The organism is Rhizobium bangladeshense, from assembly GCF_001662075.1.
Lineage (GTDB): Bacteria > Pseudomonadota > Alphaproteobacteria > Rhizobiales > Rhizobiaceae > Rhizobium > Rhizobium bangladeshense_B.
In genome coordinates this window covers 11,904-26,537 of sequence record NZ_LYPL01000022.1, presented here as the reverse complement: position 1 = coordinate 26,537, position 14,634 = coordinate 11,904, and the positions used below count along the sequence as shown (strand labels likewise).

Genomic DNA, 14,634 nt, shown 5'->3' with positions numbered 1-14,634 from the left:
GGCGCGCCTTGCGAATCACCGGCTTTCTTTACCCTCGTATATAGGTTTTTTGAGCCCGGTTCCCAATGGCAAGTCCCCTGAACAAGCCATAAAACAGGGGATTATGACGCTTTTCCGTCGCCTTTGCCGCCATTTTCGAGAAGAGCCGATAACCGGGCGATCTCAGCGCTGTCAAGCTCGCGGATCCGCCGGGCCAGCCGGTTGGCAAATTCGGTATATTCCGGCGGCAGGCCCGAGGTGTCGATGACGACGCGCGGATCGGAGGAACGGGCGAGCAGGAACAGTTCCTCGGCCTCGTCCCAGATGATGTTGAAATAGCCGGCGATGCGCTGCAGCAGGTCGAATGTCGGCAGACCGCGCTTGCCATGTTCGAGCGCCGAGAGATAGGCGGGAGAGACGTTCAGCGCTTCCGCCATCTCCTTCTGCGAGACGCCCTTGCGCGCCCTCAGCCGGCGAACCGCCTCGCCGAAGGGGGTCATGGCCGTTCCCCATGCCGCCGCGCCAGGCGGATATAGAGCGCGCCCTCGCCGCCATGATGCTGTGCGGCCGGCTCATAGGAAGAAATCAGGTAGCGGAATTCCGGCTTCGAGAACCAGAGCGGCACGGCCCGCTTCAGCGCACCGGCGCTGCCCATCGAACTGCCCTTGCCGGTGATGACAAGCACGTGGCGCATGCCGCGCTCATGGGCGCGGATCAGAAAATCGAGAAGGATGACATGGGCCTCGCTTTGCACCAGGCCGTGCAGGTCGATGCGCGCTTCCAGGGCCAGCCGGCCCTTGGCGATCTTGCGCTTGACCGGCTTTTCCAGCGGATGATGCACCCCGGCCGGCCGTTTCGACGCCGACGGCGTTGCCGGCTGTTCCGGCGTGAACGAGGCGGGCAGCTGCTTTTGGGCCTTCTCCCGTTCCGCCGCCGCTTCCGTCTCGGCGAGAAACGTATCGAGTTCGCTCAACTCACCTGCCTTGCCGGGCATCGGCCGCGTGCTGCGGGCAACCTTGCCCCAGAGGATTCTCTCATCGGCGCTGAGCTTGCGATCCTTGGCCATCAGTCGAATCGTCCGGCGGCGGCATTGGGAATGAGGATGGTGAAATCGGCGGCGTTGCGGACAGTGCCCGCACTTTCTCCCGCCATATCCCCCGAGCCGGTGAAGATATCGCCGCGCGCCGGCCCGACGATCGCCGAGCCGGTATCGAGCGCCAACATCAGCCGGCGGAAAGGTGCGCCTTGATCGAGATGGGTGAGGCCTTCGGCGCGGATGAAAAAGGGAAAGCCGAAGGTATGGATCAGCCGGTCGACGGCCAGCGAACGGCTGGCAAGAAGCGGCACCTTAGCGGCCGCGATCGGACCAGCTTCAGGATCGGCGACAGCCGCTTCCCGGAAGAAAATATAGGAGCGGTTGTGCCATAGCACTTCGTCCACCCGCTCGGGATTGCGCGCCAGCCAGGCGCGGATCGACTGCATCGAAATCTCCGCTCGGTCGATTTCTCCGCGCTCGATCAGCAGTTTGCCGATCGCCGAGAAGGGATGGCCGGCCTTCGCCGCGTAAGTGATCCGGCCGATCCGGCCATTTCTGTAGCGCAGCCGGGCGGCGCCCTGCACATGGACGAAGAAGACATCGACCTTCGACTTCGCCCAGGCGATTTCAAGGCCGCGGCCTTCGAGGAAACCCTGGTCGATCGCGCGGCGATCCGGATAGGCGCCGACGCGGCCGTCGTGATGGCGGCGACCGAACGCATAGGCCTCGTCCAGTTCGGCGGGGCGATTGCCGTCGTCGAGATCGATCAGATCGTCCGGACGGCGATAGAAGGGAAAACGAAACACGGCATCCGGCGTTTCTGATACCTCGATCTCAGGCTCGTAGAAGGCGGTGACGAAGCCGGGATTGCCATCCTTGCGGCGGATCAGGAATGGCCGGCAGTGTGTTTCGAAAAAGCCGCGTGCCGATGCGGGAGAGGACGGTGTGAAATCTTCGGCGGCGATCAGAAGCGGAAGCAAATCCTCCGAACTCAGGCCGAGCGAACCGGTGCGGTAAGGTTTGACCTCGGTGATCTGGCGCCGACAGCATTGCATGACTTCAAAAAGGCCGGAGGGATCATCATCCATCCAGCCCTCCAAAGTGTCGAAGCTTATGGCCTGCAGGACGAAGTCCGATGCGTGGTCACTCATGTTCCGATTCGGTCGCCACAAGTTTCCAATTCGGATCGCGCGAGCGGGTATCGCGGGCGAAGGTCCAGAGGTCATTGACCTCGGCGACGTTCTCGGCATCGCCTTCGATCAGCGCATCCGCCTTGTCGTAAGTGGCCGAAATCAGCTGGCTGACGATGCGCACGGTGATCTGCGCTTCGCTGCCCTTCGTCTCGGCATGGGTGATTTCGGCCTTGTCGATCCCGACGAAGGTGGACTTCACCTTCTCACCGCGGGCTTCGCGCTCGCTGATCGCCGCATCGAAACCGTCATAAACTTCGCGGGACAGCAGGTTCTTCAGCGTTTTTCGGTCCCCGTCGGCATAGGCCATGACGATCATTTCATAGGCCATGCGGGCGCCGTTTAAAAACTCCTTCGGATTGAAGGAGGGATCGGCCTTGTTCAAGGCGCGCAGCGATTCGTTGAGCGGCGTTCCGGGAGCGGCAACGGCATCGATGGCGGCGAAGCGATCCTCGTCCTCGGCCGTCGCATCACGCCGTGGCAGCGTAACGACCTTGCCGGCATCGGCGGCTTCGGCGGGCGCCGCGTCCCGCGGCGTATAGAGATCGCGCGGCGGCTTCTCATTTCCCGTGCGGCGGCCGAGCACGGAGCGGAGCTGAAAGAAAATCAGCACCGCCGCCACCAGGAAGAATAATGTGATGAAGTCGTTCAAACTCATATCGTATCGCAACCGCCGTTAACATCTCTGATTTGTACTCCCATATAGTCCGCCTATACAGATGATTCAAATGATGGCTGGCATCTTCGCCGGCGCCAAGAGGAGACCGGCCAGTCCGGGACATGACGACCATGCGTTTTTCAATCCTGCCGGCTTTCATTCTGCTGCTGCCGCTTGGCGAAATTGCCGGTTTCGTCGTCGTCGGCCGGGCGCTCGGTTTGGCGCTGACACTTACGCTTGTCGTAGCGAGCTTTGTTTTCGGCGTGGTCCTGCTGCGCCGGCAGGGCATCGGTATCCTCCGCCGCATGTCGAGCGAAGGACGAAACGGCGTGATGCCCGGCAGCGATCTGCTGAAGCCGGCGATGAACGTCATCGCCGCGCTGCTTCTGATCATTCCCGGCTTCCTCACCGATATCATCGCGCTCCTCATACTCATTCCGCCGGTGCGCGATCTCGTCTGGCGCTCGATCGCCAAGCGCTTCGTCGTCGTCAACCCCGAGCGCGGCTTTTCCGCCGGCCCGAAACCGGATTTCCGCGACGGCAACCGGAATTCGAAGGTGGTGGATCTCGACGAGGAGGATTATCATAGGCAGCCGGACCGCAACTCGCCGTGGTCCGGCAAACATCTCGGTGATTGAGGTGCTTCGACCGAGCAACGGTGCCCAACGCCCAGGGTTGTAAGCCCTTCCCCGAAATGTTAGATGGCGGCACCATTCCCATGCCCTTCGAGGAAAAGCCAATGGCAGACGACAACAACAGCAACGGTGCGACCAACCCCACCCTTTCGATCCTTGCGCAATATACGAAGGATCTGTCCTTCGAAAATCCGGGTGCGCCGCGTTCGCTGCAGGCGCGCGACAAGGCACCGACGATCAACATCAATGTGAACGTCAATGCCAATCCGCTTTCCGACACGGATTTCGATGTCGTGCTGTCGCTGAATGCCGAAGCCAAGGACGATGACAAGACGGTGTTCCACACCGAACTCGTCTATGGCGGCGTCTTCCGCATTGCCGGCTTTCCGCAGGAGCACATGCTGCCGGTTCTCTTCATCGAATGCCCGCGCATGCTCTTCCCCTTCGCGCGTCAGATCATTGCCGACGTGACCCGCAACGGCGGCTTCCCGCCGCTGATGATCGATCCGATCGACTTCACGCAGATGTTCGCCCAGCGCGTCGCCGAAGAGCAGGCCCGCGCCAAGGTTCAGGCTGTTCCGAACTGATCGAATTCCTTCAGTTCCGAGATGCGGATGCCCGGGCTGGTCCCGGGCATTTTCAATTCAGCGCCGCGTCTGAAACCGCGCAAGGGGCGTTGCGTATCACTCAGGCGGGCTGCCGAATTTCGACCAGATGCCTTTTTCGCCGAGCTTGGCGACCAGCGCCTCATGCGCCTGCGCTTCGGCCTGGCTAAGGCGGGGCGCAAGCGGACGGGGCCGCCCAAGCACCGCTGATATCACGCCATCATCTTCCATCGCCATTTCGCCGCGCGCCGCCTGGCCGGATTGGCCCGATAGGCCGAGGCCAAGGGCCGCCTGCCGGCCGCCGATCATTTCGATATAGACTTCGGCGAGCAGTTCGGAGTCGAGAAGCGCGCCATGTTTGGCGCGGTGCGAATTGTCGACGCCGTAACGCCGGCAGAGCGCGTCGAGCGAATTTGGTCCCATCGGATGTTTGCGCCGCGCCATGGACAGCGTATCGACCACCCGCTCCGGCAGGATCGGCGGCAAACCGATTCGCGCGAATTCAGCATTGATGAAGCCCATGTCGAAGGTAGCGTTATGGGCGATCCATTTCGCATCGCCAAAAAAAGCGAGAATTTCCTCGGCGACCTCGGCGAAGGCTTTCTTGTCTTTCAGGAATTCGTCGGTAATGCCGTGCACGGCGAGCGCATCCGGATGGACCTTCTGATCTCCCGGATTGATGTAGATATGAAGCGTGTTGCCGGTCGGGAAGTGATTGAAGAGTTCGATGCCGCCGATTTCGATGATGCGGTCCATCCGGTTGTCGAGGCCGGTGGTTTCCGTATCGAAAATGATTTCACGCATTCCGGAAATCTCCCTTGGCAATTCGCATTTTCAGATCGGCGACGATCTCAAGCACCCGTTCCCTCGTCTGCTCAATGCTGTTGCTGGTGTCGATCAGGTAATCGGCACGGCGCCGTTTTTCTGCATCGGGCGTCTGGCGCGAGAGAATCATGTCGAATTTTTCCTCGGTCATGTCTTCGCGCGCAAGCACCCTCTGACGTTGAATCTGTGGATCGGTGCTGACAACGACGATGACATCCACCCTTTCCGAGGCGCCGGTTTCGAAAAGCAGCGGGATATCGAGCAGAACCATCTCGGCGCCGGCGGCGCGGTGGTGCGCCAGAAATTCCGTCTCGCGCTTGCGGACCAGCGGGTGAACGATCGCCTCCAGCCGTTTGAAGCCGTCGGGATCGAGTGCCAGCTGGCGGCCGAGTTCGTGCCGGTCGACAACGCCGTCCTTCATCGTGCCGGGAAAAGCGACATCCACCAGCGGGGCGGCCTCGCCGGCATAGAGATCGTGCACCACGGCATCCGAATCGTTCAGCGGAATCCCGGCCTCGGCAAAGAGCTTGCCGGCCGTCGATTTTCCCATTCCAATCGAGCCGGTCAATCCGATCTTCAGCATCAGTGTGCTTCCATATCCGCAATGATCAGCGCACGCAGTGCGGCGTCGACGACGGGGCGCTTGCCAAACCATTTCTCGAAGCCCGGCACGGCCTGATGCAGCAGCATGCCGAGGCCATCGACGATCGCAAAGCCCTGCTCTTGCGCCTGCGCCAGAATCGGCGTCTTCAGCGGCACATAGACGATATCGGTGACGACGGCGGCGGCAGCAAGAGGGGTGAAATCGAGCTGCGGCGCCGCCTCGCCATCCATGCCCAGCGACGTAGTGTTGATAAAGAGGCCGGCGCCTTTCATGACCTCGGCAAGCGCCCCGGCCGGATGGGCCTGAACCTTCGGGCCAAAACGGTCGGCCAGTTCACGCGCTCGTTCGACGGTGCGGTTGACGACGTGGATCGTCTTGAAGCCGCGGTCGCGAACCGCCTGGATGACGGCCCGGCTGGCGCCGCCGGCGCCAAAGATCACGGCCGTGTCATGCCGGTCCCAGCCCGGATGGCATTCGTCAAGATTGGCAGTGAAACCGCGGCCATCGGTATTTGTCGCATGGAGAAGGCCATCCTCCAGCCACAGCGTGTTCGACGCGCCGAGTTCGCGCGACAGCGCGTCCGGTTTGTCGGCGAGGCGGAAGGCCAACTCCTTGTGGGGAATGGTGACATTGCCGCCGGCAAAGCCGGAACTGCCATCCTTCAGCGAAGCGATGAAAGCGGCGAAGGCTTCCGGTGCGACTTCGTGAGCGCGGTAGCTGCCCGGCAGGCCAAGCGTCTTCAACCAATATCCGTGGATCAACGGCGAGCGCGAATGCTTGATCGGAAAGCCGGTGACAAACGCTTTTGGCCCGAATGTTTCACGTGAATCACCCATCGATCGCTCCGAGTTCGCGCAATTTCTTCAGAAGCGGCAGCATCGGCAGGCCGAGGATGGTGAAATAATCACCTTCAATTTTCTCGAAGAGCTGAATGCCCTGTCCCTCCAATTGATAGGCGCCGACGCTCGAAAGCGCTCTGTCGCCGACCCGCGCCAGATGCCTGGCAATGAAATCCGTCGTCAACGGCCGCATCGTCAGCTCCGCATGGGCGAGGTGTTCCCACAGCACCACGCCATTGGTGGCGATGGCAACGGCGCTGTTCAATCGATGCGTTTTTCCCGACAGGGCGTGAAGATGGCCCGCCGCGTCGGCCATGTCCTTCGGCTTGTGGAAGACGCGGCCGCCGAGCGACATCGTCTGATCTGAACCGATAACCATGCTGTCAGAAAAACGGCGGCTGACATCCTCGGCCTTGGCCCTGGCCAGGGCGAGGGCAACCGCATCCGGCGTCGCGCCGGCTTTTTCCAGCGGCGCTTCCAGCGCCCTTTCATCGATCCCCGCGGCATGCGCCTCGAAGGTCAGACCGGCATTTTCCATCAGCATCCGTCGAAACGGGCTCGACGATGCAAGGATGATTTTTGTTGTCATAGGCTCCTCGGAGTGCCGGCTTTCCGCCAGCGCTTAGCGCAGCTTCGGGCGCAGGGCAACGATTGCCGCGGCGGTTTCCTCGATCGAGCGGCGGGTCACGTCGATCAGCGGCCAGTTGTGACGGGCGCAAAGCGAGCGGGCATATTTCAGCTCCTCGGAGATCGCGGCGCGATCGGTATAGTGTTCGCGATCGAAGCCCTGGGTCGCTCCGAGGATGCGGTTTTCCCGCACCTGGGAGATGCGATCCGTGGTGGCGATCAGGCACACGATCAGGGGTTTAGTCGCGACAAGTAGGCTCTCTGGCAATGGCACGCCGTAGACGATCGGAATGTTGGCCGTCTTGATGCCGCGGTTTGCGAGATAGATGCTCGTCGGTGTCTTGGACGTCCGGCTGATACCGATGATGACGACATCGGCATCGTTGTAATCGTCCGGCATCTGGCCGTCGTCGTGATCCATGGTGAAATTCAGCGCTTCGATGCGGGCGAAGTAGCCGGCATTCATCACATGCTGGGCTCCGACCCGGCGACGCGACGGAGCGCCGAGATAAATCTGAAACGCATTCATGACCGGCTCCAGCACATTGACCGAGGCGACGCCCATTTCGGTGCAGCGCTCGTCGATCAGGCTCGCCAGTTCCCGGTCGACGATGGTGTAGAGCACGATGCCGGGCGCATCGTCGATCGCCTGCAGAACCGGCAGCAGCTGTTTGCGATTGCGGATCAGCGGATAGACGTGCTCGATCGGCTGAGCGGATCGGAACTGCGCCGAGGCGGCGCGGCCGGCAGAGATCAGAGTCTCTCCCGTCGAGTCAGAAATCAGATGCAGATGAAAGAAGTTCGTTCTGTTCTCCACGCTATTTTCCGCTGCCTGTTGAAAACACTGGATGATGGAGAGCTAAGGCGGTGGGGCTGCCTCGGGCAAGGGAAAACATGCCGCCTTATCCACATTTCGAACTTTGCGGATCGGTTTTGCCAGGTCCTGTGGAGGATGGGGACGAAATCGGTTTGTCGACGAAAGCTCCACAAGCTATCCACAGGAGGGAGAAAATCGATTGCCGGGCAAGGTTTTGGAATCATTTTCGGATTCGCCTCCTCCCCGAAATTTTGGAGAATCGGAAAATTCTTTTCGAGTTTTATAGCGGCCGCGCGACAAATGGCATCGGCAGTGGATGGATTTTAATCCTTGATAGACACCGACTCTAAGAAATAGAAACCTTTTAAAATATCTTTGATTTTTTATAGGGAAGAAGCGCTTGAGCGACACGCGCCGAAAGATCATGAGGGTTCTCGATGGCGAAAGCCTGAGCCCTCCTCCTCTCTGGCTGATGAGGCAGGCGGGACGTTATCTGCCGGAATACAGAGAAACCCGGGCGAAGGCCGGAAGTTTTCTCGATCTCTGCTACACGCCCGATTACGCCGTCGAGGTGACGCTGCAGCCGATCCGCCGCTATGGTTTCGACGCAGCCATCCTCTTTTCCGATATTCTGGTCATTCCCGATGCAATGAAGCGGAATGTCCGGTTCACCGAAGGGCATGGGCCGGAGATGGATCCGATCGATGAAGCCGGGATCGCGCGATTGAACGGGGAAGACGTCGTCGTCTATCTCAGACCGGTCCTGGAAACGGTGCGACGGTTGCGGGAGGAGTTGCCTGATGAGACGACCCTGCTCGGCTTCTGCGGCGCGCCCTGGACGGTTGGGACCTATATGATCGCCGGACACGGCACGCCGGATCAGGCCCCTGCCCGTCTCTTCGCCTACAAATATCCCCGCGCTTTCGAGCATCTGCTGATGCTGCTTGCTGACGTGTCGGCAGACTATCTCGTCGCCCAGATCGACGCCGGCGCCGATGCCGTTCAGATATTCGATTCCTGGGCTGGGGTTCTCGGGGAGAAGGAGTTCGAAGCTTTCGCGATCAGGCCGGTTGCGCGGATGATCGCTTCGATCAAGTCGCAGCGCCCGCATGCGCGCATCATCGCCTTCGCCAAGGGGGCCGGCTATCAGCTGAAAACCTATCGTCAGAAGACCGGCGCCGATGCGATTGGCCTGGACTGGTCGGTCCCATTGGCCTTCGCTGCCGAACTTCAGAAAGATGGACCCGTGCAGGGCAACCTCGATCCGATGCGCGTCGTTGTCGGCGGCCGGGCGCTGGAAGAGGGCATCGACGATATTCTCCAGCATCTCGGCCATGGACCGCTGATCTTCAATCTCGGCCACGGCATCACGCCCCAGGCCAACCCCGATCATGTGCGTCAGCTGGTCGAGCGCGTGCGGGGGACGAAGTGACGAGGGAGAGGCAGGCGGATCGGAAGCCCGGCGCTTATGCCCGGCGCCGTGCCCATTTTGCCCTGGCCTTCTTCGGGCTGATGGCGGTCGGGCTTTTCGCCTGGAACCCCGACAACCTCTATCTCTGGATCAAGGCGCTTCACATCATCGCGGTGATTTCCTGGATGGCAGGACTGTTCTACATGCCGCGGCTGTTCATCTATCACACCGACGCGGAACCGGGCTCGGTGCAGTCGGAAACCTTCAAGGTGATGGAGCGTCGGCTGCTGCGGATCATCATGACGCCGGCGATGATGCTGACCTGGATCTTCGGTCTTTATCTCGCCTGGTCGGTCTATGGATTCCAGGGCGGCTGGCTGCATGCCAAGATCGGTCTGGTCGTGCTGCTGACCGCCGTTCATATGTTCTTCAGCCGTGCGGTCGGCGCTTTCGAGCGCGACGAAAATCGCCACTCGGCACGCTATTGGCGGTTCATGAACGAGGCGCCGACACTGCTGATGATCCTGATCGTGATCCTCGTGGTGGTGAAGCCGTTCTGAGGAAAATCCTCCTCAGGTTAAATTTGCTTCATTTTAATCAGCCCCCTTGCGGCGGCGATTGCGACTCGCTATTTTCCGCGCATCTCACCTACGTGGCATGTGTGAAGAGTTCAGTCGTCTGCGAGCCCCTTTCGCAGTACCGAATACGACCCAACATCGCCTTTCCCCTTCGAAAATGAAAAGAGTATTGGTCACTTCATGGCTGAAATGAAGCTTCAGGAACTTAAGAGCAAATCCCCGACGGATCTTCTGGCTTTCGCCGAATCGCTCGAGGTCGAGAATGCAAGCACGATGCGCAAACAGGAGCTGATGTTTGCCATCCTCAAGATGCTGGCCAGCCAGGATGTGGAGATCATCGGCGAAGGGGTGGTCGAGGTGCTGCAGGACGGCTTCGGCTTCCTGCGCTCGGCCAACGCCAACTACCTGCCCGGCCCTGATGATATTTATATCTCGCCGTCGCAGATCCGCCGTTTCTCTTTGAAGACAGGCGACACGGTCGAGGGACCGATCCGCGGACCGAAGGAAGGCGAGCGCTATTTCGCGCTGCTGAAGGTCAACACCATCAATTTCGACGACCCGGAAAAGATCCGTCACAAGGTTCATTTCGACAATCTGACGCCGCTCTATCCGAATGAGCGCTTCAAGATGGAACTCGACATTCCGACGTCCAAGGATCTATCGCCCCGCGTGATCGATCTGGTGGCGCCGCTCGGCAAGGGCCAGCGCGGATTGATCGTCGCGCCGCCGCGCACCGGTAAGACCGTCCTTCTTCAGAACATCGCCCATTCGATCACGGCCAACCACCCGGAATGCTATCTCATCGTTCTTCTGATCGACGAACGTCCGGAGGAAGTGACGGACATGCAGCGTTCCGTCCGCGGCGAGGTTATTTCCTCGACCTTCGACGAACCGGCGGTGCGTCACGTCCAGGTGGCCGAAATGGTCATCGAAAAGGCCAAGCGTCTCGTCGAGCATGGCCGTGACGTCGTCATTCTGCTCGACTCGATTACACGCCTCGGCCGCGCTTATAACACCGTCGTCCCTTCCTCCGGCAAGGTTCTGACCGGCGGTGTCGACGCCAATGCGCTGCAGCGACCGAAGCGCTTCTTCGGCGCCGCGCGCAACATCGAGGAAGGTGGTTCTCTGACCATCATCGCAACGGCGCTGATCGATACCGGCAGCCGCATGGACGAAGTGATCTTCGAAGAGTTCAAGGGCACCGGCAACTCGGAAATCGTCCTCGACCGCAAGGTCGCCGACAAGCGCATCTTCCCGGCGATGGACATCCTCAAGTCCGGCACGCGTAAGGAAGACCTCCTGGTTCCGCGCCAGGATTTGCAGAAGATTTTCGTTCTTCGCCGTATCCTCGCCCCGATGGGTACCACGGATGCGATCGAATTCCTGATCGACAAGCTCAAGCAGACGAAGAACAATTCCGACTTCTTCGACTCGATGAATACCTGATCCTTAGCCGGATTCGTCCTTTGAGAGCTGGCGCATCGCCTCGATGTCGCCAGCTTTTTATTTGAGAACAATCGATTCGGATTCGAACTGACAAGCGGACGCATGGCCATGGTGAATGATACGATTTATGCGCTTTCGAGCGGCGCCCCGCCCTCGGGTGTTTCGGTCATTCGCATCAGCGGTCCGTTGACCAGAGATCTTCTGGCCAGGCTGACCGGGTCGGTCCCGCCCGATCGGCTGGCTTCGTATCGAACGATTCGGGCACGTAACAACCAGCCGATCGATAGCGGTCTGGTCCTGTTTTTCCCCGCTCCAAACTCGTTTACCGGCGAGGACGTCGCCGAGCTGCAGATCCATGGCAGCAAGGCTGTCCTGGCAGCGCTGTTCCAGGCGCTGGGTGATACTCCAGCTGTTCGTATGGCGATTGAAGGCGAGTTTTCACGACGCGCTTTCGAAAACGGCAAGCTTGATCTTGTCGAGGTCGAGGGCCTGGCCGATCTCATCGGGGCTGAGACGGAGATGCAGCGCCGCCTTGCCGTTGAACACAGCGCTGGCGGCGTCTCGGCGGTATATGATTCGTGGGCGGAACGATTGACCCGCGCGCGCGCCTTGATCGAAGCGGAACTCGATTTTGCCGACGAGGATGATGTCCCCGGATCAGTGTCGGATATGGTCTGGGCCGACATGGATCGCCTTCGCAATGATATCGGGCTTCATCTCGACGCGGCTTCGGCGGGTGAGATTATCAGGGACGGCTTTAAGGTGGTCATCGCCGGCGCGCCGAATGCGGGAAAATCGAGCCTGCTGAATGCCCTCGCCCGACGCGACGTCGCCATCGTCACGGATATTGCCGGAACCACCCGTGACGTCCTGCAGGTCGATCTCGACATTGACGGCTATCTTGTCAAACTCTATGACACGGCCGGTCTGCGTGAGGCGGACGACCGGGTGGAGATGGAAGGCGTGCGGCGGGCGCGGGTTGCGCTTCGCGATGCCGATCTTGTGCTGTTGCTGGTCGATGTGAGCGATCCCGTCATTCCTGCCGACTTGGACCAGGCTTTGCCACATGTTAGGGTCGGAACGAAGAAGGATCTCATCGAGACTGGTTCCGATCGATATGATCTGCAGATTTCGACGGCAACCGGCGAAGGCCTGCCGGAATTGCGGGCGCTGATCGGGCGCGTCGTCAAAGAGCGGTTTGATGGCCTGTCTATGGCGATCCCGAGCCGACAGCGGCACAAGGATTCGCTGGCGAAATGTTTGGCAGCGCTCGACGCGGCAATCTCGCAGAGCGAGACGAATCTCGAACTGCGCACGGAGCAGCTTCGCCTGGCGGCTGAGTATTTGGGACGGATTACCGGGCGGGTGGATGTCGAGCAGCTGCTCGACGTGATCTTCTCGGAGTTTTGTATCGGCAAATGATTCACGTGAAACCTTCTTGGCTGTGTCGCCCGAGTTTCACGTGAAAACCCCGCCGAGTTGGAGTTTAAGATGACCGGCAATGTCTATGATGTGATTGTGATCGGCGGCGGCCATGCGGGCTCGGAGGCTGCCAGTGCAGCTGCCCGCCTCGGGGCGAAAACCGCTTTGGTCACCCACAGGCGAGACACGATTGGTGTCATGTCCTGCAATCCGGCGATTGGCGGGCTTGGCAAGGGACATCTGGTCCGCGAGATCGACGCGATGGACGGTCTGATGGGCCGGGTCGCCGATATTGCCGGTATTCAGTTCAGAATGCTGAACCGGAAGAAGGGTGCGGCTGTCCGCGGTCCGCGAACGCAGGCGGATCGCAAGCTGTATCGACTGGCGATGGTGGCGGCGATCGAAGCGACAACAGGCCTGGATATCGTCGAGGGCGACGCATTCGATCTGGACGTCGTCGATAACCGTGTTGCCGGCCTGATCATGAAGGATGGCCGGCGGCTGAAAGCGCCGGCAGTCGTGTTGACGACCGGCACGTTTTTGCGCGGTCTGATCCATATCGGTTCGGAAAAAACACCCGCAGGCCGCGTCGGCGAACCTCCTTCGCTCGGGCTGTCGGCGACTCTGGCCCGGCTGGGGCTGTGCCTCGGGCGATTGAAGACAGGCACGCCGGCCCGACTGGATGGCAAGACCATCGACTGGCAGTCCGTCGGTCGGCAGGGTGCGGACGAGGACCTTGTGCCCTTTTCCTTCATGACGGATTCGATCACGACGCGGCAGATCGAATGTGGCGTCACCCGGACGACCGAAGCGACACACCGGATCATCGTAAACAACATCAAGCGCTCGGCCATGTATTCCGGGCAGATCGAAGGTGTGGGGCCGCGTTACTGCCCATCCATCGAGGACAAGCTGGTCAAGTTCGGCGAACGCGACGGCCATCAGGTCTTTCTCGAGCCCGAGGGCCTCGACGACGATACGGTCTATCCGAATGGCATTTCGACGTCGCTGCCGGCCGAGGTCCAGGCGGAATTCATCAAGACCATTCCCGGACTCGAGACGGCGCGGATCCTCCAGCCGGGTTATGCCATCGAGTATGATCATGTCGACCCGCGGGAACTGACGCCGTCGCTTGAAGCCAAACGGTTGAGAGGCCTGTTTCTCGCCGGCCAGATCAACGGGACCACCGGTTATGAGGAGGCAGCAGCGCAGGGTTTGGCGGCGGGATTGAATGCTGCACTGCGAAGCACCGATTCGGATCCGTTCCATTTCAGCCGAACGAACTCTTACATTGGGGTTATGATCGATGACCTCACGTCGAGAGGCGTTACGGAGCCGTATCGGATGTTTACCTCGCGCGCGGAGTATCGGCTGACCCTGCGGGCCGATAATGCCGATGTCCGGCTGACACCGCTCGGAATGCGGCTTGGCTGCGTCAGCAGTGAACGCGAGCGGCGATTTACAGCCTATCAAGCAGATGTCGACGCCGGGCGCGCCCAGCTGATGTCGCTGACGGTGACCCCCAATGAAGCGCGGCGCGCCGGCCTGAACATCAATCTGGATGGTCAGCGCCGGACGGCCTATGATTTATTGTCCTACCCGGATTACGACTTTGCCGCCCTCCGGCAGGTCTGGCCGGATGCCCTGGGCGAGATCCGGCCGACGGTTGCCGAGGCCTTGGAGATCGAAGCGGGCTACTCCGTTTATCTCGACCGGCAGGCTGCGGCCATTGCCGATCAGCAGCGTGATGAGGAGCGGCGGATTCCTGATGATTTCGACTATTCGGCGCTTTCCGGCCTGTCGAACGAGCTGAAGACGAAGCTTAGTGCGGCCCGCCCGTTCAACGTGGCGCAGGCAGCGATCGTCGAGGGCATGACGCCAGCGGCTATCGCGCTGTTGCTGGTGCATTTGCGCCGGCGGAGCGGTGCAGAGCGCCAAACTGCCTAACACAAGATTCGAGAG

At 60.5% G+C, this 14,634-nt stretch carries 16 protein-coding genes; 7 read left to right on the top strand and 9 right to left on the bottom strand.

Annotated elements, in window-relative coordinates:
- Nucleotides 1-101 precede the first annotated feature (101 nt).
- The 4 genes from A7X77_RS28980 to A7X77_RS28965 are packed head-to-tail and all read right to left on the bottom strand — an operon-like array spanning nt 102 to nt 2,863.
- Nucleotides 102-479, bottom strand: coding sequence for a helix-turn-helix domain-containing protein (locus tag A7X77_RS28980; protein ID WP_010030279.1), 378 nt, complete (start codon nt 477-479; stop codon nt 102-104).
- Entirely contained in the window at nt 476-1,045 is a 570-nt protein-coding gene (locus A7X77_RS28975) for a Smr/MutS family protein (protein WP_064686282.1), read from the bottom strand. Before A7X77_RS28975 ends, A7X77_RS28980 begins: the two co-directional genes overlap by 4 nt.
- Complete coding sequence (gene mltA, locus A7X77_RS28970) at nt 1,045-2,166, bottom strand: murein transglycosylase A (protein WP_064686281.1); 1,122 nt, start codon at nt 2,164-2,166, stop codon at nt 1,045-1,047. Before mltA ends, A7X77_RS28975 begins: the two co-directional genes overlap by 1 nt.
- On the bottom strand, nt 2,159-2,863 hold the full coding sequence (locus tag A7X77_RS28965; RefSeq protein ID WP_064686280.1) for a Tim44/TimA family putative adaptor protein: 705 nt from the start codon (nt 2,861-2,863) through the stop codon (nt 2,159-2,161). The genes mltA and A7X77_RS28965 overlap by 8 nt, the downstream gene beginning before the upstream one ends.
- A gap of 131 nt (nt 2,864-2,994) precedes the next feature.
- On the opposite strand from A7X77_RS28965, the gene A7X77_RS28960 reads away from it, so the two are divergent.
- Both A7X77_RS28960 and secB read left to right on the top strand, forming a co-directional pair.
- Entirely contained in the window at nt 2,995-3,501 is a 507-nt protein-coding gene (locus tag A7X77_RS28960) for an FxsA family protein (protein WP_064686324.1), read from the top strand.
- 101 nt (nt 3,502-3,602) lie between these two features.
- Nucleotides 3,603-4,085, top strand: a complete 483-nt coding sequence (secB, locus tag A7X77_RS28955) for a protein-export chaperone SecB (RefSeq protein WP_064686279.1) — start codon at nt 3,603-3,605, stop codon at nt 4,083-4,085.
- 96 nt (nt 4,086-4,181) lie between these two features.
- Here the strand turns inward: secB and dnaQ are convergent, their stop codons facing one another.
- The 5 genes from dnaQ to A7X77_RS28930 are packed head-to-tail and all read right to left on the bottom strand — an operon-like array spanning nt 4,182 to nt 7,815.
- Nucleotides 4,182-4,907, bottom strand: coding sequence for a DNA polymerase III subunit epsilon (gene dnaQ / locus A7X77_RS28950; RefSeq protein WP_064686278.1), 726 nt, complete (start codon nt 4,905-4,907; stop codon nt 4,182-4,184).
- The gene (gene coaE, locus A7X77_RS28945; RefSeq protein WP_064686277.1) at nt 4,900-5,511 is read right to left on the bottom strand and encodes a dephospho-CoA kinase; all 612 of its coding nucleotides are present in this window, start codon (nt 5,509-5,511) and stop codon (nt 4,900-4,902) included. The genes dnaQ and coaE overlap by 8 nt, the downstream gene beginning before the upstream one ends.
- Complete coding sequence (locus tag A7X77_RS28940; protein ID WP_064686276.1) at nt 5,511-6,368, bottom strand: shikimate dehydrogenase; 858 nt, start codon at nt 6,366-6,368, stop codon at nt 5,511-5,513. The genes coaE and A7X77_RS28940 overlap by 1 nt, the downstream gene beginning before the upstream one ends.
- Nucleotides 6,361-6,960, bottom strand: coding sequence for a Maf-like protein (locus tag A7X77_RS28935; protein WP_064686275.1), 600 nt, complete (start codon nt 6,958-6,960; stop codon nt 6,361-6,363). Before A7X77_RS28935 ends, A7X77_RS28940 begins: the two co-directional genes overlap by 8 nt.
- 33 nt (nt 6,961-6,993) lie before the next feature.
- The gene (locus tag A7X77_RS28930; protein ID WP_037115893.1) at nt 6,994-7,815 is read right to left on the bottom strand and encodes a pyruvate, water dikinase regulatory protein; all 822 of its coding nucleotides are present in this window, start codon (nt 7,813-7,815) and stop codon (nt 6,994-6,996) included.
- Between the two features lie 400 nt (nt 7,816-8,215).
- Here A7X77_RS28930 and hemE point away from each other — a divergent pair, with 400 nt between their 5' ends.
- The 5 genes from hemE (at nt 8,216) to mnmG (ending at nt 14,619) form a co-directional block, all read left to right on the top strand.
- Nucleotides 8,216-9,247 carry a uroporphyrinogen decarboxylase gene (hemE, locus tag A7X77_RS28925; RefSeq protein ID WP_064686274.1) on the top strand — a complete coding sequence of 344 codons (1,032 nt, stop codon included), beginning with the start codon at nt 8,216-8,218 and terminating at the stop codon, nt 9,245-9,247.
- On the top strand, nt 9,244-9,786 hold the full coding sequence (gene hemJ, locus A7X77_RS28920) for a protoporphyrinogen oxidase HemJ (protein WP_064686273.1): 543 nt from the start codon (nt 9,244-9,246) through the stop codon (nt 9,784-9,786). Before hemE ends, hemJ begins: the two co-directional genes overlap by 4 nt.
- A gap of 198 nt (nt 9,787-9,984) precedes the next feature.
- Nucleotides 9,985-11,250: a transcription termination factor Rho gene (gene rho, locus A7X77_RS28915; RefSeq protein WP_003571435.1), complete on the top strand. Its 1,266-nt coding sequence runs from the start codon at nt 9,985-9,987 to the stop codon at nt 11,248-11,250.
- 102 nt (nt 11,251-11,352) lie between these two features.
- Entirely contained in the window at nt 11,353-12,672 is a 1,320-nt protein-coding gene (gene mnmE, locus A7X77_RS28910; protein WP_064686272.1) for a tRNA uridine-5-carboxymethylaminomethyl(34) synthesis GTPase MnmE, read from the top strand.
- A 69-nt stretch (nt 12,673-12,741) separates the two neighbouring features.
- Nucleotides 12,742-14,619 carry a tRNA uridine-5-carboxymethylaminomethyl(34) synthesis enzyme MnmG gene (gene mnmG / locus A7X77_RS28905; protein WP_064686271.1) on the top strand — a complete coding sequence of 626 codons (1,878 nt, stop codon included), beginning with the start codon at nt 12,742-12,744 and terminating at the stop codon, nt 14,617-14,619.
- The last annotated feature ends 15 nt before the right edge of the window (nt 14,620-14,634 follow it).